The 20,925-nt window shown below is 37.2% G+C and carries 18 protein-coding genes and 2 pseudogenes; 13 read left to right on the top strand and 7 right to left on the bottom strand.

Features of this window, described 5'->3' with window-relative positions; genetic code table 11:
• Position 1: 1 nt before the first annotated feature.
• The 4 genes and pseudogenes from LPC15_RS01345 to LPC15_RS06980 all read left to right on the top strand — a co-directional run.
• Complete coding sequence (locus LPC15_RS01345) at positions 2-2,896, top strand: type I restriction endonuclease subunit R (RefSeq protein WP_229234914.1); 2,895 nt, start codon at positions 2-4, stop codon at positions 2,894-2,896.
• Positions 2,890-3,168 carry a M48 family metallopeptidase gene (locus LPC15_RS01340; RefSeq protein ID WP_229234913.1) on the top strand — a complete coding sequence of 93 codons (279 nt, stop codon included), beginning with the start codon at positions 2,890-2,892 and terminating at the stop codon, positions 3,166-3,168. Before LPC15_RS01345 ends, LPC15_RS01340 begins: the two co-directional genes overlap by 7 nt.
• Positions 3,169-3,210: 42 nt before the next feature.
• Positions 3,211-5,271, top strand: coding sequence for a methionine--tRNA ligase (metG, locus tag LPC15_RS01335; protein ID WP_229234912.1), 2,061 nt, complete (start codon positions 3,211-3,213; stop codon positions 5,269-5,271).
• A 29-nt stretch (positions 5,272-5,300) separates the two neighbouring features.
• Positions 5,301-5,420 (top strand): annotated as a pseudogene (locus tag LPC15_RS06980) (hypothetical protein); the annotation flags it as partial.
• Here the strand turns inward: LPC15_RS06980 and LPC15_RS01330 are convergent.
• The 3 genes from LPC15_RS01330 to trkA are packed head-to-tail and all read right to left on the bottom strand — an operon-like array spanning position 5,373 to position 8,006.
• Positions 5,373-5,915, bottom strand: coding sequence for a KH domain-containing protein (locus tag LPC15_RS01330; RefSeq protein ID WP_229234911.1), 543 nt, complete (start codon positions 5,913-5,915; stop codon positions 5,373-5,375). The pseudogene LPC15_RS06980 and the gene LPC15_RS01330 overlap by 48 nt on opposite strands.
• A 2-nt stretch (positions 5,916-5,917) precedes the next feature.
• Entirely contained in the window at positions 5,918-6,685 is a 768-nt protein-coding gene (locus LPC15_RS01325; protein ID WP_229234910.1) for a serine protein kinase RIO, read from the bottom strand.
• Position 6,686: 1 nt separating this feature from the next.
• On the bottom strand, positions 6,687-8,006 hold the full coding sequence (gene trkA, locus LPC15_RS01320) for a Trk system potassium transporter TrkA (RefSeq protein ID WP_229234909.1): 1,320 nt from the start codon (positions 8,004-8,006) through the stop codon (positions 6,687-6,689).
• A 117-nt stretch (positions 8,007-8,123) separates the two neighbouring features.
• Here trkA and rnhB point away from each other — a divergent pair, with 117 nt between their 5' ends.
• Complete coding sequence (gene rnhB, locus LPC15_RS01315) at positions 8,124-8,822, top strand: ribonuclease HII (RefSeq protein WP_229234908.1); 699 nt, start codon at positions 8,124-8,126, stop codon at positions 8,820-8,822.
• 264 nt (positions 8,823-9,086) lie between these two features.
• Complete coding sequence (locus LPC15_RS01310) at positions 9,087-10,541, top strand: TrkH family potassium uptake protein (RefSeq protein WP_229234907.1); 1,455 nt, start codon at positions 9,087-9,089, stop codon at positions 10,539-10,541.
• A 20-nt stretch (positions 10,542-10,561) separates the two neighbouring features.
• Here LPC15_RS01310 and LPC15_RS01305 read toward each other — a convergent pair whose 3' ends face one another.
• The 3 genes from LPC15_RS01305 to LPC15_RS01295 form a co-directional block, all read right to left on the bottom strand.
• Complete coding sequence (locus tag LPC15_RS01305) at positions 10,562-11,284, bottom strand: 2-oxo acid dehydrogenase subunit E2 (protein WP_229234906.1); 723 nt, start codon at positions 11,282-11,284, stop codon at positions 10,562-10,564.
• A gap of 61 nt (positions 11,285-11,345) precedes the next feature.
• Entirely contained in the window at positions 11,346-12,146 is an 801-nt protein-coding gene (locus LPC15_RS01300) for a dihydroorotate dehydrogenase electron transfer subunit (protein ID WP_229234905.1), read from the bottom strand.
• Positions 12,073-13,008, bottom strand: a complete 936-nt coding sequence (locus tag LPC15_RS01295) for a dihydroorotate dehydrogenase (RefSeq protein ID WP_229234904.1) — start codon at positions 13,006-13,008, stop codon at positions 12,073-12,075. Before LPC15_RS01295 ends, LPC15_RS01300 begins: the two co-directional genes overlap by 74 nt.
• Before the next feature lie 845 nt (positions 13,009-13,853).
• Here LPC15_RS01295 and LPC15_RS01290 point away from each other — a divergent pair.
• The 4 genes and pseudogenes from LPC15_RS01290 to LPC15_RS06975 all read left to right on the top strand — a co-directional run.
• Complete coding sequence (locus tag LPC15_RS01290) at positions 13,854-14,168, top strand: hypothetical protein (protein WP_229234903.1); 315 nt, start codon at positions 13,854-13,856, stop codon at positions 14,166-14,168.
• Between the two features lie 785 nt (positions 14,169-14,953).
• Positions 14,954-15,877 (top strand): hypothetical protein, encoded by a 924-nt coding sequence (locus LPC15_RS01280; protein ID WP_229234902.1) that lies wholly within the window; start codon positions 14,954-14,956, stop codon positions 15,875-15,877.
• Between the two features lie 125 nt (positions 15,878-16,002).
• On the top strand, positions 16,003-16,755 hold the full coding sequence (locus LPC15_RS01275; RefSeq protein WP_229234901.1) for a hypothetical protein: 753 nt from the start codon (positions 16,003-16,005) through the stop codon (positions 16,753-16,755).
• Positions 16,756-16,799: 44 nt separating this feature from the next.
• Positions 16,800-17,040, top strand: a pseudogene (locus LPC15_RS06975) (DNA methyltransferase); the annotation flags it as partial.
• A gap of 324 nt (positions 17,041-17,364) precedes the next feature.
• On the opposite strand, the gene LPC15_RS01270 reads toward LPC15_RS06975, so the two are convergent.
• Positions 17,365-18,075, bottom strand: coding sequence for a PhoU domain-containing protein (locus LPC15_RS01270; RefSeq protein WP_229234900.1), 711 nt, complete (start codon positions 18,073-18,075; stop codon positions 17,365-17,367).
• 269 nt (positions 18,076-18,344) lie between these two features.
• Here LPC15_RS01270 and phnD point away from each other — a divergent pair, with 269 nt between their 5' ends.
• From phnD to phnE, 3 genes are all read left to right on the top strand, one after another.
• Entirely contained in the window at positions 18,345-19,256 is a 912-nt protein-coding gene (phnD, locus tag LPC15_RS01265; RefSeq protein WP_229234899.1) for a phosphonate ABC transporter substrate-binding protein, read from the top strand.
• Between the two features lie 84 nt (positions 19,257-19,340).
• Positions 19,341-20,141 (top strand): phosphonate ABC transporter ATP-binding protein, encoded by an 801-nt coding sequence (gene phnC / locus LPC15_RS01260; RefSeq protein WP_229234898.1) that lies wholly within the window; start codon positions 19,341-19,343, stop codon positions 20,139-20,141.
• Positions 20,134-20,922 carry a phosphonate ABC transporter, permease protein PhnE gene (phnE, locus tag LPC15_RS01255; protein ID WP_229234897.1) on the top strand — a complete coding sequence of 263 codons (789 nt, stop codon included), beginning with the start codon at positions 20,134-20,136 and terminating at the stop codon, positions 20,920-20,922. Before phnC ends, phnE begins: the two co-directional genes overlap by 8 nt.
• Positions 20,923-20,925: the final 3 nt, after the last annotated feature.

Below are 20,925 nucleotides of genomic sequence, written 5' to 3'. Positions count from 1 at the left end.
CATGATAGGAGGGGAAAGAACCGCTGTTCAAGACCCTTTGATAAAGTATGCTACAGAGATCGGATGGGAATACATAAGCCCGGACGAGGCGCTAAGGTTAAGGGGAGGAAAAACTGGCTTTATATTTAAAGACATATTCATAAACCAATTGCAAAGGCTCAATCCGTTCATGAATCATATTCATGCAGAGGAGATCATCAAGAGCTTGGAGAGGATCCCGCCAAATATAGAGGGCAATTTCATTGCATGGGAATACCTCAAAGGTCTCAAAACTGTATTCGTTCCGAGTGAAAAGCGGGAGCGAAACGTAAAGTTTTTTGATACTGAGAATATAAACAGGAATATATTCCAGGTAACGGATGAGTTTACATTCACAAACGGAACAAAGACGATTCGGCCTGATATTGTCTTTCTCATAAACGGCGTTCCTGTTTTACTGATTGAAACAAAAGCTGCTCATAAGTTAGACGGTATAAGCATTGCTTTAGAACAGGTTAAGAGATATCACAGGGAATGCCCCGAGCTTTTAGCGATCCTGCAGATCTATGCTCTAATAAATCTTTCAAAGTTCTATTATAGTGTAACATGGAACGAGTCGGAAAAGCTTCTTTTTAACTGGAAAGAAGAAGCGGAAGATAACTATGAAAATCTCGTTAAAACCTTCTTGGAGAAAAGCAGGATTATCAAAGTTCTTCTTGATTTTATACTCTTTACCAGACAGGATAATGAGCTTAAAAAGGTTGTTCTAAGGCCGCATCAGATGAGGGCTGTTGAGAAGGTGATAAAAAGAGCAGAGGATACAGAAAAGCGGAGAGCACTCATATGGCATACCCAGGGCTCTGGAAAGACCTATACGATGATAGTCGCTGCACAGAAGATCATAGATAATCCCATATTTGAAAACCCGACGGTCATCATGCTAGTGGATAGGAACGAACTTGAAAGCCAGTTATTCGGGAATCTGCGGTCTCTTGGTATTGAATCTGTTGAGGTTGCAGAAAGCAAGAAACATCTGCAGGAGCTTCTTGAAAGTGATAGGAGGGGTCTTATTGTCACGATGATCCACAAGTTTGATGGAATACCCAAGAACATTAACACCCGAGAAAATATTTTTGTCCTGGTGGATGAAGCGCATAGAACTACTGGAGGAACACTCGGTAATTATTTGACTGGTGCGCTTCCCAATGCGACATACATCGGCTTTACAGGAACTCCGATCGATAAAACCAGTTATAGCAAAGGGACCTTTATCGTATTTGGCAGGGATGACCCACCCAAAGGATACCTGGATAAATACAGCATAGCAGAATCTATAGCTGATGGTACAACTGTGCCCTTACATTACACGCTTGCTCCAAATGAATTAAGAGTTGATAAAGAGACGCTAGAAAAAGAATTTTTTGATCTTGCAGATGCGCAGGGTATAAACGATGTTGAAACGCTCAATAAAGTTTTAGATAAGGCAGTAACGCTCAAAAATATGCTTAAAAATAAGGAAAGAGTTGAGAAAGTAGCTAAATATGTTGCAGATCATTACAAAGAATACATCGAACCTATGGGATACAAGGCTTTTCTAGTAGCCGTAGATAGAGAGGCTTGTGCTCTTTACAAAGAAGAATTGGATAAATACCTGCCAGCTGAGTATTCAAAGGTTGTTTATAGCCCTTCTGCTAATGATCCTCCTGAGATATCTAAATACCATCTATCCGAGAGCGAAGAGAGAAGAATAAGAAGAGCATTTAGAAAGCCTGATGAACTGCCCAAGATATTAATTGTAACAGAGAAATTGCTCACAGGTTTTGATGCCCCTATTTTATATTGTATGTATCTAGATAAGCCGATGAGGGATCATGTCCTTTTACAAGCTATAGCAAGGGTTAATAGACCTTATGAAGATGAGGGAAGAAAAAAGATATCCGGTTTTGTTCTCGATTTTGTTGGCATATTTGATAACCTTGAAAAGGCTTTGGCATTTGATTCTGAAGATATTGAGGGGGTTGTCCATGATGTTGAGGTTTTAAAAAAGAGCTTTGCTAAGTGTATGAAAAAGGCAAAAGAGGATTGCCTGGTGCTCATCAAGGATAAAACAGGAGATAAAGCTGTTGAGGCAGTACTAGAGCATTTTAGAGCTGAGGAAAAACGACAGGAATATTACAAATTCTTCAAAGAATTATCAAGCATGTACGAGATTATTTCGCCCGATGCGTTCTTAAGACCTTATATCAAAGACTATGAGACACTTGCAAGAATATATAGAATCCTTAAAGAAAGTTATGAGAGAGGGATCTCAATTGATAAAGAATTTACCAGAAAGACAGCTAAATTAGTCCAAGAATATACTAAGAGCGGGGAGATAAAACCTACCATAGATATCTATGAAATCAATGAAGAGACATTAAGAAAACTTGAAGAGAGTAAAGCCTCAGATATAGAGAAGATATTCAATCTTTTAAAGAGTATTGAAAAGGCAGCGGAGCAATGGGCTAAAGAATCTCCCTATCTTATATCGATCGCGGAAAAAGCTGAGCACATAGTAAAACTATACGAAAACAGACAGAAAAACACGCTAGAAACACTGGAAGAGCTAAAGAAGATGATCGAGGAGATCAATTCGGATAGGAAGGAACAGGCTAGAAAAGATATGTCTGAGGACATATTTACAGTTTACTGGGTCTTAAAAAATGAAGGTTTTGAGGCTGCAGAAACCATGGCAAACCAGATGCTGGAGGTGTTAAAGAAATATCCACATTGGCGAAAGAGCGAAAAACAGGAGAGCAAAATTAGATCCAAACTTTACGAGGTTTTATTTAAATATGGTCTCACTGACACAGATAAAGCACCAGAGATCGTCCAAAATGTAATAAAACTCTTGAGAGGTGATGTTGGAGAATGGTAACGCCTACAGAGTTCAAGGAAGATGTTCTAACATTGGCTAAAGAGGTGGGCATTGAACCAAAGGAGATTCATATACGTGTAATGAAAAAGAAATGGGGTAGTTGTTCAAGCAGAGGCAGACTAACATTCGATAAAAAATTACTCGATGAGCCAAAAGAAGCGAGGTTCAAAGTAATTTTACACGAACTACTCCATCTGAGATATCCGAACCATGGCAGAATGTTTAATTCCATGCTAACCACTTATTTAAAAAATATCGACAAAAATAAATAACAGCCAGAATTTATAAATAAAACAAAAATCATCTTCGTTCCTATGAAAGTGTTTATAGGTGTTGCTTGGCCTTACGCAAACTCGTATCTTCATCTAGGGCACATAGCCGGAGCTTATCTACCTGCCAGCATATTCGCTAAATATCAGAGGCTTAAAGGAAACGATGTTTTAATGGTAAGCGGGTCAGACGAGCATGGTACACCGATAATGGTAACAGCAGAAAAAGAGGGTAAAAAACCTAGCGAGGTTGCTAAATTCTATCACAGAGAGAATTCGATGGTCATGGAAGCTTTAGACATCGGCTTTGATCTTTTCACTGAAACATCAACAGAGAACCATAAAAGAGTTGTTCAGGATTTTTTAAAAAAGCTCATTGAAAATGGCTACACTTATGAGGATTTTATGGATGAGCCCTACTGCACAAACGAAGATCGATTTTTGCCCGATCGTTATGTTGAAGGCACATGCCCTTACTGCAGTTATGAAAGTGCAAGAGGGGATCAGTGTGATAACTGTGGTAAGCTTTTAGATCCAAAGGATCTTATAAAGCCTAGATGTAGGATCTGTGGAGGCACGCCAGAGATAAGACAGAGCAAGCATCTATTTTTCAGGCTGAGTGCTCTTGAAAAGAGATTGATAGATTACATCGAATCGATAAAGAGAGATCTAAAGCCAAACGTCTACAATTTCACAATAAATTTTCTGCGTTCAGGGTTAAAGGACAGGGCGATAACAAGGGATATAAACTGGGGCATTGAAGTGCATCTCGAGGGCTATGAGGATAAGCGCATATACGTCTGGTTTGAGGCTGTGTTAGGTTATCTATCAGCAGCTGTAGAGTGGGGAGATTGGGGGCGGTACTGGAAGGATAAGGATGCAAAACATTATTACTTCGTTGGCAAAGACAACATTCCTTTTCATACGATAATATGGCCGGGAATGCTTATAGCTCATGGAGGGCTAAAGCTTCCAGATAATGTTCCTGCAAATGAGTATCTCTTGGCAAGCGGGGAGAAGTTATCAAAATCTAGGGGCATAAGCATAAATGTAAAGGATCTTTTAAAGGTATATGAGCCGGATGTCATACGCTACTACCTCTCATCAAACATGCCTGAAGAAAAGGATAGTGAGTTTAATTTTGAAGATTTTATAAGCAAGAACAACAACGAACTTGTGGCGAATCTCGGCAACTTTGTGCATAGAGTTTTGACATTTGCCAAATCGAATTTTGGATCCGTGCCTTCCGGTTTTCTTGAGCTAAGGGTAAAAGAGGAGATAGATAAAGCATTTGAGGATGTACAAAAAAGTATAGATACCTTCCATTTTAAGGAGGGGATAAGAAGAATAATGGCTCTCAGCTCTTTCGGTAATCTATACTTTTACGAAAAGGAGCCATGGAAGAAGATAAAAGAGGATAAAGATGAGTGCGCTAATACAATCTACAATGCTGTGCAGATAGTTAATGCTCTCTCTATTCTCCTTGCACCCTACCTGCCATTCACTTCCAGAAAGATAAGAAGGATGCTGGGGATAAGGGATGTTGATAGATTTGAATTTTGCGAAGAGAGAAAGGAAGATTTTACGCTCGAAAAGCCAGAGATCCTGTTTAAGAAGATAGAGGATAAAAAGTTCTCATTAGAGGGGATAGAGCTCGTTGTTGGTAAAATTGAAGAGGTAAAGGATCACCCACAGGCTGACAAGCTATATATTTTAAAAGTAAATATAGGCAACGAAAAAAGACAGATCGTAGCAGGTCTTAAGGATTATTTGAGCGCAGAAGAGCTCCTGGGTAAAAGCATAGTTTTAGTATCAAATCTAAAGCATGCAAAGCTTAGAGGCATAGAGTCACAGGGCATGCTGCTTGCTGCAGATGCAGAGAAAAGTAACAAGGTTGTGCTTATTCATCCGGAGAATGAGAAGAAGCCCGGTACAAGGGTTGGAGTAGGTTATTTTGGACTGAAGAAAAGTGTTGGAATAGAAGAGCTCAAAGAGAAAGGTTTGCATGTAGAGAAGGGAAGGGTTTTGTCCTTTAACATTCCTTTAAAAACAGAGGACGGTGCGCAGATAATCGCAGAGATAGAAGATGGGGCTGAGATCAGGTGAGCTTTAAAAAAAATGATCCTTGATTAGCAAAGATAGGAGGGAGCGATGCGCATCTACTGGAGAATGTCTGTTCCTGCTGCACCAGACTCAAAATAAGATGGCTACTGTTCTATATTAATCTTTCTAAGCCTAATTTTCTCATTATCTAAAAATTTATATACCACACCATGTGGCATTCCTTCTATCAACATACTTATCGCTTTTTTAGCCGTGTTTATCTCCTGTGGATAGCCGATTATAAGGATGGTACTACCATACACAGATATCATAGCTCCGGTCACATTCTCGATGTAAGACCTCATGCTACCATTCTTTCCTATTATTCTTCCTTTTATACGCATAATATTTTTTTTAGATAGGTGACTCAGATTGATGGTGTCATACATAACCATATCGTCATCAAGTATCCTTATTGCTCTTGTAGGCGAAAAACCTCTTCCTATTGCATAGATAAAATCCCTTGCTTTTAAAAAATTAAGATCTCCTTCCTTATAAAATATTTTTATCATCCCATCGTTACTATCTATCTCTAATTTTACATTCATCCGATCTTCTATCATCTTTTTAGTCTCACCATTCTTTCCGATCACTACTCCGACTCTATCGAGAGGGATTTTGATACTTGTTACGTTATATGCTTCCATCTTTATTCTCCTATAATTATTTTAAGCAACTCTTCTTCGTCTGGGCTCTTCAATCCACTATCATTAAAAAAACGCGTTATATTTTTAATATCTCGTCTTAAAAACTTAATTGCATTAAAATGAGAATTCAGAACGGACTGACCCATATCTATTAAAACAGGACCCTTATAATACAAGATGTTATACTCGCTCAGATCAGCATGAACAAGCTTAGCATCTTGGTATAAGGTTCTCATATAATCGATTATTTTTCTAAAAGATTTCTCTAACTCCGTCTCACTCAATTCAATATCTTTAATTTTAGGAGCAGGTTTTTCATTATTTCCTATAAATTCCATTAGAAGAATATTATTCATAAACGCTATCGGTTTTGGAACGCGTACACCATTTTCAAAAGCTCGTTTAAGATTCTTATGCTCTTTTTTCGTCCACAAATATATCAAACCATCTCTTGATTTCTTTACCTTTTCAAACCTTGGATCACCGATTATATACTTATACATATCTCTAAAATCCCCCGTCTCTATTCGGTATATCTTTATCGCAATCTCTTTATCATCTTCACCATACCCATGGAATAGATTTGCCTCTTTCCCGGTAGAGATGGGTCCACCTACAGAAGATATTAAACCACGTTTTAAGAGCTTAAATAATGTTACAATGGTTCTCTCATCTAATACGCTCTCCCAAATCTTGCGCGATTCTAAATCCTTATCTTTTATCTTTAGTTCCGTCAGCCTTTTGTCGATCTCTCTAAAATTAATATTCATTTTATCCTTTTATAAACTTTTTAACCTGTTCAAACTCGTCTATATTTGTAAAGATAATTACTTCATCACCAGCATTTATCTTATCGCTTCCTCTCGGTATTATGATTTGTCCTTTCCTAATAATCGCACCAACAATCATTCTCGCAGGTAATTTCAAATCTTTTAATTTATCTTTCACAATAGGCATAGTTTCATTGGCGATAAAATCTACAACTTCTACATTATTGTTTATATTAACAATGGAGTTAAATTCCGTAGTTATATAGAATTTGATGGCACGTATAGTTTCTAATTTTGGACTAACATCGAAATCTATATCAAGTATCTTATAAAGATTTGTGTAACTATACTTATTGGTTCTTACTATGGCTTTTTTAGCCCCCATCTTTTTTATTAAAAGGGAAGATATCAGATTTGTCTCATCATTGTCCGTTACAGATATTATTACATCGTAATCAAAAGCATTTTCTTGTTTTAACAAATCAAGATCGGTTCCATCCCCATTTATCACAATTGTATTATTCAGTTTAGAAGCAATAAGTTCGCATCTTTGTTCATTTTTTTCTATAAGTTTTACATCTATATGGCTCTCTTCTAAATACTTTGCCAGGTAGAAACCAACCGTTCCGCCGCCTATTATCAAGATTTTTTTAAGATCGAATAGACCCATGTTTTTTATTATTTCAAAGATGTTATCCCTTTTGCCCATCAAGATAAGTTTATCTCCTTCATGTAGGACATCATCTCCTGTGGGTACCATAATCTGATCTTTTCTTCCAATTGTTGCTATAATTGTGTATTTAGGGAAAATACAATCTTTTATTGCTTTTCCCACAAAATCGTTATCTTTAGAGAGAGTTATTTCAAAAAAACCAATCAGGTCGGATGCAAGAAGAGTAAAGTTCTTCGAATTTGGAATAAAAAGAAGTTGTATTATCTTATACGCGGTGATTATTTCCGGATTTATTATTGCATCTATGCTGGTACTCCTTTTTTTATTCATAAACAACGATGTATATTCTACGTCTTTTACCCTTGCAATAGTCTTTTTTGCACCGAATGATCTTGCAATTATAGATAATAAAATGTTTAACTCATTGTTATTCGTCGTGCATATAACAAAGTCCGCTTCGTTCACTTTTGCCTCGTTCAACACATCAATGTTTGCCCCGTTCCCATTTATCACCTTAACATCCAATCTATTGTCCAGTTTATTACAGAGATCATAATCTGTATCTATCAACACTACATCGTTATCCTCACTTAATTCTTCTGCCAGAGAACTACCAACCAACCCCGCACCAATTATAATAATATTCATATCAAGACTGATTGAAGATAATACAATCGTCTAATATAACTTTTGGACAATATAATCTTTTGTATAAAAAATTATAAATAATCATAAGAAAAGTACAATGGCAAGTGGTTTATACAAATGAATTATTTAGGTGTCGATGAGGCAGGAAAAGGACCTGTAATGGGGTCAATGTTTATCGGTGGAGTGTTGATCAATAAGATAAATTATCTAAAGATAGAGGAGCTCCTTATTGGAAAAAACAGTTTTAATGATTCTAAAAAGATAAAAAATAAAAAAAGAGAAGAGTTTTATAATATATTTAAAGATTTTGCAAAAATAGAAGTTTATGAGATATCTGCTAGCGAGATAGATAAATTAAGAACCAAATATACCATGAATGAGATTATGGTGATAGCTCATGCAGGATTGATTAGAAAATTTGAGAGAGAGGCTGATGTGATTTATCTGGATGCTTCGGATGTTAACGAAGATAGATTTGGTATGTATGTAAAAAAGCTGATTGAAAAGTTTGTAAAACCAGATTTAAAGATTATATCTAAACATAAAGCAGATGAGACATATCCACTAGTTGCCGCAGCATCCATAGTAGCTAAAGTATGGAGAGAGAGACATATTGCAGATTTAAAAAGAGTATATGGAGATTTTGGAAGCGGGTATCCATCTGATCCTAAAACAATCAAATTTTTGACTGATTTTTATAAAAAATATAATACTTTTCCAGAAATAGTCAGAACATCGTGGAAGACGTGTGAAAGGATTAAAAATGCCGTTAATCAGAGAGATAAATCGATTTTTAATTATTTTTCATCCATTTAAATAAGTATTTCTTTTTAACTATTAAGACTTAACAAAAAGTCTAGTAGATCTGAAAGTTATCTATTGTAATATAGAGCATTCCAGGTATTTTCTTATATATCTTTACTTAGATGAGAATAACAAACTATATATAAAAATTAAAATATCATTCATTGAGAAAATTGAGAGGGATCATCAGATTCGTAGCACCTTCTGTCTGCACTATGCAATCCAGTTTTACACTGTTGCAAATCGAAGATTTGAAAAGAACCGAAGGTTTTTAGGATGAATTATAAGGTAATCTTCAGTGACCTTGGATATGTAATATTCATGATAGGTCTATTTATGTTATGTCCTCTGCTTGTAAGCGTGTACTATAAAGAGGATATTAAATATTTTGTGATCCCTATTCTAATATCTATTATAACAGGATCATTTTTAATCTTATTTTTTAAAAATAGGCAAAATAAAGAGAGTTTTTATGATAAAGAAGCTATAATTATAGTTGTCATAGGATGGCTTTCTGCATCGATCTTTGGATCCATGCCATACCTTTTTGCATCTGTTTCCCCATTGGACGCGTTATTCGAGGCTATGTCTGGTTTTACTACTACCGGATCGACAATATTGTTAGATATCGAATCTTATTCTCGAGGTCTGCTTTTTTGGAGAAATATGACCCAGTGGCTCGGTGGAATGGGAATAATAGTCTTTTTTTTTACTGTTCTTCCTAGTATATCCCCAAGTAGTCTGCATCTTATCAAGAAAGAGGCATCTTTCATGACTATAGAAAAGATAAGGCCAAGAATAAGGGATACAGCCAGAATATTCTGTGGGATTTATATGCTATTTACTGTTATAGAGACTATATTATTGCTCTTCTGTGGATTACCTCTCTATGATGCTCTATGTACGACATTTACTACGGTATCCACAGGCGGTTTTCATCCAAGAGCGGAAAGTATCGCATATTACAATAATCTGACTGTAGAGATTATAGTGATGGTCTTTATGTTCCTCTCGTCTATAAACTTTGCGTTGCATTATAGAGCATTAAACGGCAGAATCAAAGATTTTATTAAAGATGAAGAGTTCAGATTTTATTTATCGGTTGTTTTACTATCGATAGGTATAACCACGATTAACCTGGCATTAAAGATTAATAACGGTGATTTTTTAGTATCTCTTAGGTATGTATCCTTCAATGTTATCAGTATAGTAACAGCAACCGGTTTTAGTACGGTTGATTTTTCCAGTACAACGTTCTGGACACATTCATCTATGTTTATCTTACTGATTTTAATGCTTTTGGGTGGATGTACGGGCTCTACATCTGGTGGTATAAAAGCAGGGAGAGTATATCTTACATTTAAATTTATTGCCAGAGAATTTAAACATATTCTTCATCCAAACGCAGTTATTCCATTAAAGTACAACGGGCGGGTAATATCGGACGGTATAATAAACAAGATCTTTAGTTTCGTATTGCTTTATCTACTTTTGTTTGTATCTATAAGCTTTATCTTGATGCTAATGGGATATGATCCAGCAACATCTCTTTCGGCTGTTGCTACTACTATGGAGAATTGCGGGCCTGGTTTAGGTAGAATAGGACCATTTGAGAATTTTGCATTCTTTAATCCTATTGCAAAACTGTTGCTAATATTTAGTATGCTTGCAGGTAGGTTAGAATTGTTCATCGTCTTGGTACTATTTATGCCGGCATTCTGGAAGAGATAATTAATAAACCTGTGATTTTTTCATAACATATTGAACGGATCTTCCAGATTGTTTTTAAATTCATTCATAAAATTTGTAGGAATCTTTGCCAACATGGCATAATGATCTATCGAGAGAATACAGTTCATCATCTTTCTAATGACGACCTTACCAGATTTTGCCACAGGTCTCTCTTTTATTGCACATACGATCATGAGACTAGTAGCAATAGGCCGTGGAACGGTAAATCCAAACTCAACCCCCATCATACCCGGATTTGTTATCTCAAATAATGGTCTGAACCTTCCCTTTTTATCTTTAGGCCAAGGATACCCTACTATCCCTTTAGATTTTATCTCTGATACCTGTTCTCTCAATTCATCTGCAATCTCTAAAATCGTTTTTTTATTGGCATTCTCTATCAAAAAAAAACTGCCTTGCTCGCCTACCTCGACAGGCCCCACAATGCTAATCTCATCGGGATTTGTATATCTAATTTTGTCTTTTCCCTCCCATACACCAGCCAATACGGGATAATTCTTCAATGCCAGTGCTGCAGATCTTATAATTAAAGATGTGAATGTGATATCTCTCTTGTATTTTTCAGCCATTTTTTTTTTATATAAATCTGAATTAGTCATATCTATAGATATAGCTCCAAACGTAGGCCTAGCATGATAATTCGCGTAAGGATGCCTCAAATTATCGAAAGAAAAAGGCAATTTGTAATAAAAATCCCCATTATCGTCTTGTTTGATATCCATATTCAATCACTCTTCCAACGTATAATCTATCCTTTATTTATAATATTTTTTATTTTTGTTATCAAAGTTTGTACCTTATTCCGGCGTGGTTTCTTTTATAGATTCCTATCTCTGAATCTATGATATCTGTACCATAAAAGACGGGACCGTCTCTGCAGACTCTAAGTCCCTTTGGATCTATAGAACAAGACCCGCATATACCAAGGCCGCATTTTATAATCCTAGATACACTGAACTGTGTCTTTTCTAATATATTTTCCATATTAAAAAAATCTAAGAGAGATCGTATCATTTTATCCGGTCCACATGCATATATCATATCATAAATATTAACATTTTCTACCGATCCTTTTAATAAGTCCAAAACATTACCCTTTACTCCAAAGGATCCGTCTTCTGTAGATATATGTACCTTTGCCATCTTTCTAAATTCATTATCAAAAAAAATTTTTCTTTTATTCTTTGATCCAATCAAGACGGTTATATCGTTATTATTATCTTTTAAAACGTTTGCCAAATATAATAAAGGAGCCAATCCTATCCCGCCACCTATTAATAGAACTTTAGATTCTTTTATAATCTCAAATCCATTCCCGAAAGGTCCCCTTAATCCTAAAGAATCATTTTTATCAAGGTTAAACAAAGTACTTGTTGCTGATCCAATCTTTTCAATCGTTATCGCGTTTTTATAAGAGAGAGATATTGGTATCTCATCTATACCTCTTATCCAGACCATCAGATATTGACCGGGAGAGCCTAAAGCGGTATCTTTATCGAAGAAGAACGTCTTAATATCTTTGTTCTCGTTCTTCACTTTTTTGATTATTACATTCTTCGGTCTCTCTTCTATGTGCCAATCCAATTAATTCCTCCAATTTTATACCTTTTTTATTTAGATACAGATCGAGCTCTGATTTTATTTCATTAAATATGTTTATGTTATTATAAACACCGCTTCCTATCTCCACCGCTCTTGCACCTGCCATAAAGTATTCTATAGCATCTTTATAATTTTCAATACCACCTACACCAATTATAGGTATCTTTAATTTTTTATAAAGCGAATATACAGAGATCAGACCTATTGGTCTGATCATTCTTCCAGATAAACCTCCATAAACGTTTCCAAGCAGAGGATAACCAGATTCTGTATCTATACCCAATCCTTTTACTGTATTTATAGCAACAACGGCATCTGCGCCACCATTCTCAGCAGCAACTCCTATTTTTGTTATATCCTCCACGTTAGAAGTCAGTTTTACCCATAATGGCTTATTAGTAATTTTTTTGATCTCTCTGGTGATATTTTCAACGAAGATAGGATCTTTTCCTATATCCATACCGTAACCTTTCACGTTAGGACAGCTTAAGTTCAGCTCGAAAGCGTCTGCATATTCTTCAAGATTCTTCAAGATCTTTACTAATTCCGATCTATTCGCCCCAAATACACTTATTATTAAAGGACAATACCTATTAAAATCGTTCAGTTCTTCTATAAAATATTTGTATGATGGGTTTGGTAATCCGATGGCATTTAAAAATCCTGTATCTGTTTTTATTAATACAGGACCAGGATGCCCCTCTCTTGGTGTGGCCCCTATCGATTTTGTCACTACTGCTCCAGCTCCTAATTTAGCAATGCGATTAAGAGACGATCCTGTGCTTCCTAAAATCCCAGATGCCAAAATTAACGGATTTTTAAGATCTATTTTTCCGACATTCATAATTCCTACTCAATTTATTTATACAAGGAGGTATAAGAATGGTTACTTTAACTTTATCTCCACCCACCTTTTCCACGAATTCTGCGAGAGGAGGTATGCTCACGGCAACCTTCATTTTTTCACTGCTATCGTCATGCGGAGGTGCAATACAGCCGCATGAAGAGAGCAGGATTAAGAAGATTACCAGTATTATTATAGAGATTATAGACTGCTTAATCTGATCCCCACCTCTTTTTTATTCAGTCCGTGCTTTATTGCTCTATCTGGATATCAAAAACTAAAAAATCTTAGGTATATTGGCCCCCCATAATCCAAAGACCTACATCTCTCTTTACATTCTTATGTTTCTATGCATTTCCTTCTTATTAGCTTTTCTTATTAGCTTACTTGACCTTCGAATGATTTGATTCATACTTATATAGGGAAAGTTAAATAATAGAGTGATAACATGTGAGGCGGCTCTTTTATGAAAGAACTATCTTGTTATTCATCATCCCTGCTGCTGTGCTATTTCACATTTTTTAGTATATAACCAGCCGTCTGATCACGGCTCAAAAACCTCCTGATGAAGAAGTAATAAAAAGTTTTCAAAGCCATGTTTTTAAACCGACATGCCCCCGGGTTTATTGACCAGTGCTTCTTCACAGGATTGGGAATCAATGTCAATCCCATAGAAGAGGACTATATTGATTCAAATGGATTCCAAATACATATGGACACGGCTGCAGCACCGGTTCAGGAGGAGATTATACCATAAATGAGATTGTTGATGATATGCTTGCAGTGATTGATTATGCAAAAAAGCGGTTTGGAGGAAAAGTAGCCCTAGCAGGAGGCAGCCAGGGATGGATGGTAGCATTCTATGCTGTAGCTTGCTTGCAGCAGCGGTCTGTCATAATATCGCTGACTTTAATGGGAAAGATAACCTCATTCTATCCACATTAAGAATACCTGAATGGTCTGTACCATTCACAAAGTTTATGATATTCATTTATAAGAGCTATGCAGCCCCAGTATTACCTTATCTTAATCTATCAAAAGAAAAATTGAATGACGGAACCAATGCAGCTACTTCTGTGAGAAGAGGTTCGCTGTGCATTATGGATTACTCTAAAGGCTCCGGGTTCCCTGCTGAATACAGGGCTTGCAGAACCTGTTGAAAAAATTATTGAGCCTATACCTGGGTGGCTGAAGAAAATTAGCTATACAGCGCCTTAGTAGGTCTTAGTGGGTAATTTGGCTCCGTAGAGATCCTCCCAGCATAAATTAAATACTTTGTTTCATATGTCTATCTATGTTGTATATAATGAGTTTTATCCGGGTTTCTTTGAGTTGGTTTCGGTATTTTCTTTGATTGACCTCCTCTCCATACTGACTTTGACCCTGGTTCTTCCCGCACAAGTTTGTGAATATCCTCTGAATCATATCCCTTCCACAATCTAGGTGTTGCTGGCCCTAGCTCTGTTAGTGTTTTTCAGCTAGGTTCGTGCACGCTTGACATCGTGCACTGGGGTTTTGCTGATTTTGCATACCAGAATTAACTGGCTTTTAGTGTCAGCAGATATACCGGTCTCTTAAGGAAACTCTTCCTGTCTTTCCCCATTCTCTGAGAGTAATAATGGCTGGCATGGTCACTGGTGAAACCAGCTGATGTTGGTTATAGGTTTTCTTAGAGTATTTGCAGGAGTACAAAGGAACTCTTGCACTCCTCACGACATTCGCGGCTATTTCAACAAAATATATGTACCTGCTCTTACAAACTAACCATCCATCCCCGGTGGTGTTTTTATTGGTTGTATAGTAAACACTATTGGAGGATTGCAACTTAAAACAATCGACTACAAGAAAAGGCTAAATCAGACAAAGGTTTTTACAGAGCCCATGTTTTAATAGGTTATATTGCATGGTATTATAACTGAGACTGGGGCCCGAGAGTGATATCTGAATGACATCAGATTCAATAGACTCTGCTGACGACATAGGTAGTATTCTATCCCATGGTTTCAGGGTCTGGAAGAACAATACCAATATATGTATTCCATATGTGCTGGGAGCCGGATCGATCTTTGCATTCGCTCTTCTATTGTTATATCTGATGCTGTATACCAGTGTTGAAGAGGTCACTCCGGGAGGTAGCCCATTATCCCTGAATTCCCATATTGGGGTGAGTACTGGCATGATGGGTATGTTACTACTTACTGCTGCCGTAATACTGCTCATAATCATTCTTCTGATTGGATCTTTCTTTATTGGAAGTGCTGTTGGCATGGCTAGGGCAGCTATAGATAGAGGTAATGCCACTATAATGGACATGGTAGATAATGGCAGGCACTCTGTGGTTAATATCTTCCTGGCAGATATTGCAATCGGTCTTGTAGTGAGGCTTGGTGTAGTATTTATACTTCCAGAATATGTTGCAGTAACATCACTTCTTGAAGGCGAGCCCAGCATGATTAATATTTCTGGTGGCGGCGCATTCGCATTAGTCGATATTATGCTCAATACTATGCCTTTTGTTCTTGGTTTATTGACCTGGCTGATTTATATTGCAGTTATCAGCCTGATACTTGTTATGACGAACTATGTTATTGTGCTGGACGATGTTGGCCCCCTTGATGGAATTCGCAGGGCATTTTATTTCTTCATGAGCAACAAGGCTGAGGTAACCATTGTATGGCTTATAATCATATCACTCTATGCAGCACTTTATGTAATGACTGCGTTATTTGCATATATTCCATACATTGCACCAGTTCTGTTTGCTCTAAATTTCGCAACATCCATTATAATCATTGAGCCGCTTGGGACAGTATGGTTGACCGACCTATACCTCAGCAAAAATGTCAGAAAGTTATCTAGGAGGGTATAATTATAGCAATTGCCAGGAATAATGGAGAGAACATTCGTACCCTAATACACGAGGGTTTCAATACGTGGAGGCATAATCTCCGCATAACAACTCCCGTCGTGTTACAGCAGCTTTTCTCTTTCGCAATGCTTGCATCAATATTCGGTTACATGCTCACAGGTTTTATCGACAGACTCCCGGAAAATGCTGATTATATGACTCTCTTTCTGGAATCACCTGCATTGTTATTTGATGTAGCGCGCATATTCATCTACGCGTTTGCATTCTACATAATAGCATCAACAATAATAAACTCTTTTTTCATACCAAGCTCTATTAGTATGGCATTAAAGGCAACTGAATCCAGAAAAGTAACTATCAGGGACATAGTTACTTATGGAAGAAAATATTACACCAGGATAATGTTATCGAATGTTATCATCAACACCATAACTTTTATGGGCGTAATAGCTCTTGCACCTGGCCTGAATGCTGCTGACGAATCATTTGACAGTCTCATGCTGCTGGCATCGGGACTGTTGATATGGGGATGCTATATATTCATAATCAGCATTGTGTGCTCAATGGTCAAGTACGCGATTGTTATTGAAGATCTTTCGGTGATTGAAGGCTTCAGGGGATGTCTGCATTTCTTCAAAACTCACTTCCCTGACATATTCATAATATGGTTATTAGGGTTGATACTGATAGTTCTTATGAACGTGGTAATCATTCCAATGAGCTTCTCACCATCTACACAGATGATAGGGCATGGAATCAGGACTATCTTGACTATTGTAATAATGACTCTAACGATTGTATGGTTTACACGGCTCTATCTTACGCGCATGCAAGATGTGTTGGAACTGCGCGCATTGAGTGGAATAAATGAAGTATGAGGCATGGAGGCGCAGGCGGAATACTATAAGTTTGAGAGGATCACATGGATACACTGCACAAAATAATAATTGGCGATTCAAGGCAGATGAAAGAAGTCCCAGATAGAACTGTCCATCTCATTATCACCTCTCCCCATATTGGCAGTTAAAGGATTATGGAAGCGGGAAGCAGATAGGTTATAATGATTCTTATGAAGAAATATTAATAACCTTAATTTAGTATGGAATGAATGTCATAGAATTTTACATAAGGGCTGTCGTTTGTGTATTAATATAGGTCTTCAGGTCATATAACACGGGCCATATGGCTCACTTCGTTCACCCAAATTGCCTTCGGCAACTTCTCATATCCCCCGCCCGTTATATGAAATGCCAGAGCCCGCTGGTCTTATGCCTTCGCCCAGGTCAAATGATTAATCACGCATTCGGATAGATCTCCGGCATATTCTCCTGTTCTCCTGATACTCTCTGCTATATAACCCACTTGAATTGCTATTGCACTCTTCTGTTGCAATGCGAGAGTATTAATTTCTTCGCAGAGAGATGCAAGCTTTGTTAAAGACTCAATGTTTTCATTGGATGACCTCATATCTCTTTTAATGAATGACTCTATACTTTTATCGAAATCTCCAAAGCAAGATTGCTAGCTGATGCAATAGTATCAATAATTTTCTTGTCTACTTTCTTGTCAGTGAAATCGGGAATATTCTTTACTATTCTAACTGCATGGTCTCCAATGCTCTCTATAGCCTTGCTTATTAGAAAGTAGTTTTCAGCCATTTCTATTGTAACACCCATCTTTTTAGCAAGGTTTACATTTCTTGACACTATGTTGTGCTGGCGTGCAACCAACCAGTGTAATCTATCTACATCATTATCTCTAGATAAAATATCTTCAGCTAATATTTTATCCCTATTCTTTAATGCACTAATGGCGTCTTCGTGCATACTTTTTACAATAACATACATCCTCTGAATAGTGCTATTAAACGGCATCTCTACAGGATTGAGTAAGTCCTTTACTGCAATGTAAGTACTTGTTTCTTCCACGACCTCTTGTCCTATTGTCATCTGTGTAAACTTTCTGACTGCTGTTCTCACAAATGGAGGTATTGTTTTACTCGATTTGATTTTGATGAGGGTATACCCCGCTATATATGATCCAATTAAACATCGGAATAAATAATTCAGCGTATTTATATTATCTACATTGAGTTCCTTTGTTGTTTGTACTTGCTCTCCGGTAATTCTCGTTGTAATCAGCAATGTCCCATCAGATTGGGTGATTAATCCTAATGGATCATTTTTCTTTATGTTCAACGATTTTGCCCAAACCTTAGGGAGTGAGATGACATAAGACGATCCACCTGTGATCTGAACTTTTCTGATTTCCGTGTTATCACCTAAGCGGTGTATATCACTATAAGTTTTTAAAGTTTTATATATAACATATATCGATATAGAGATATATTGTGATTATGTAGTAATGTATAGTTTATGTCGAAAAAGTATATATATGCAGTGATGTATAGTTTATGTCGAAAAAGTATATATTTCGCAAATGACTTACGGGTAAATGATGATAAAAAATGGAAACGAAGATTAAAAGAATAGCAATCGGTGCGACAATAGGCATTATTGGAATAATCGTTATTGCAGCGGTGCTTGGCGGATGGTTTGGCAGTAAAGATATACAATCAAACCCAAGGGTTCTTAACATCGGTCTAATACCTGCGGAAGACAATGAGGAAATGGTTAAGAAATTTAAGCCGACAATAGAGTATCTTGAAAAGAAGCTTGGCACTAAAGTTGAGCCATTTGTCGCAACCGACTACTCAGGAGTAATAGAAGCAATGAGGTCTAAAAAAATAGATATAGCATTTTTAGGACCATTTTCCTATGTGCTTGCTGTTGACAAGGCAGATGCGGAAGCTTTTGCCGTAGGAGTAAGGGATAATGGGAAATCAACTTACAAGAGCATTATTGTAACTCACAAGGACAGTGGAATTAAGAATTTGGAAGACTTGAAAGGAAAGGATTTTGCATTTGTCGATCCAGCTTCAACATCCGGCAACCTGATACCACGGGCCATGTTTAAAAAAGCCGGTATCGATCCCGACAAGGATTTTAAAAGCGTTACCTACGCCGGAGGACATGATGCAGCAGAGCTTGCAGTAAAGCATAAGAAGGTTCATGCAGCCGCCGATAATGACATCACATATGGAAGAATGCTTAATGAAAAGTTGATTTCCGCTACCGAAAATGTAATTATTGCTGAATCCGATCCGATACCCGGATCTCCTGTCGCGTATCGTAGTGACTTGCCTGCTGATTTGAAAAAGAAAATCAAGGATGCTTTCCTGCAAATGCATAAGGAAAGCAAGGAAGCTCTATCGGGCTATGGAAAAATAATCAGGTATGATGAAGCCAAGGATAGCGAATATGACCCCATCAGAGACGTGGCAAAAATTCTGAACCTTGATTTATCCAAAATGAATTAATTTTTATATTTTTCAAATGGGGTTGATTTTTAAATTCCGAAGATTAGCCCCGATTACTTTATTAATAAAATGGAGGGCTTAAGAATGATCAAGCTTGAAAATATACGTAAGAAATTTGGCAATCTTGAGGTTTTAAAAGGTATAAACCTTGAAATCAAGGAAGGCGAATTTGTCATACTTCTTGGTTTGAGCGGTGCAGGGAAATCAACGTTGTTAAGAACTATCAACGGACTTGTTGCTGTATGCGATGGACAGGTAACGGTTGATGGCATCAAGGTATCGGACTGCAAGGACACTGTACGGCAAATCAGAAAAAAGGTGAGTATGATATTTCAGCAGTTTAACCTTGTCAAAAGGTCAAGTGTTTTAAGAAATGTACTCTGCGGAAGGCTGGGACATTCAAATGTATTGAATACCTGTATCAATATTTTTGAAAAAGATGATCTGGAAAATGCAAGAGAATGCCTGAAAAGAGTAGGCCTTCTTGATAAGATTCACGAACGTGCTGACAAGCTTAGCGGTGGACAGCAGCAGAGAGTAGGTATTGCAAGGGCTATAGCTCAGAAGCCCAAAATCCTGCTTGCTGATGAACCTGTTGCCAGTCTTGATCCCAAGATCTCAAAAGAGATTATGGGACTATTAAAAAAAATTAATAGAGAAGACAAAATAACTGTGATCGTTAGCCTGCATGATTTGCATCTGGCTTATGAGTTTGGTGAAAGAATTGTGGGTTTGAACCACGGCAGGATTGTTGTTGATAAGTCTGTAACCGAACTGAATGAAGAAGATATTAAAAAGATTTATGAAAGCTGTGATGTTGCCGACCAAGGTCCAATGGATATTTTTCAAGTAGACACAGGAAAGGCAGAATATAAATATGTATAAGGTAAAAGATTTTCTCCTTAAATTGAGCCAAAAGAAAGCTGCGTTTACTCTTGCAGTTATTGCTTTTTATGTTTGGAGCGCCTTTGGGGTTAATTTAAGCATCATAAATATAATAGAAGGTATCCCAAACATCGCTGATTTTATCTCAAGAATGATTCCGCCCGATTTCAGCATTTTGGATAAAATGGTTGAGCCCACTCTGGAAACCATACAAATATCGGTATGGGGAACTACTCTCGCAATATTTTTCAGTATCCCTTTGGGGTTGCTTGCGGCAAAAAACATTACACCCAACAACTTTTGGTACACCTTGTCAAGACAGATACTGAACTTTTTAAGGGCAACCTCGGAGCTGATATTTGCGCTTGTGTTTGTCTCAGCAGTAGGTCTTGGCCCGTTTCCGGGAGTACTTGCGCTTGCGTTTCACTCGACAGGGATGCTAGGGAAATTTTACGCCGAAGCCATAGAAAATGTAGACAAGGGAGTTATTGAAGCGCTTGAGGCTACAGGAGCTCATAAACTCCAAATCATAGTTTTCGGTATAGTTCCTCAAATATCGCCAGAATTCTTAACCTACAGTCTCTATAGGTGGGAGCACAATTTAAGACAAGCTACTGTGCTTGGAATAGTAGGAGCTGGCGGTCTGGGGTTTGAGCTTATCACAAGCTTAAGGCTTTTCAAATACAGAGAAACCGCTACCATATTGATCATCATACTTGTAACTGTCACTATCATGGATTATGTGAACAGCAAAATCAGGAATAAAGTCATTGGGGGTTGATAA

Origin of the sequence: Candidatus Methanoliparum sp. LAM-1, from assembly GCF_020885915.1 — an archaeon.
In the GTDB taxonomy this organism is placed as follows: Archaea; Halobacteriota; Methanoliparia; order Methanoliparales; family Methanoliparaceae; genus Methanoliparum; species Methanoliparum thermophilum.
The sequence above is the reverse complement of the archived record's forward strand: the minus strand, read 5'-3'. Positions and strand labels throughout refer to the sequence as shown.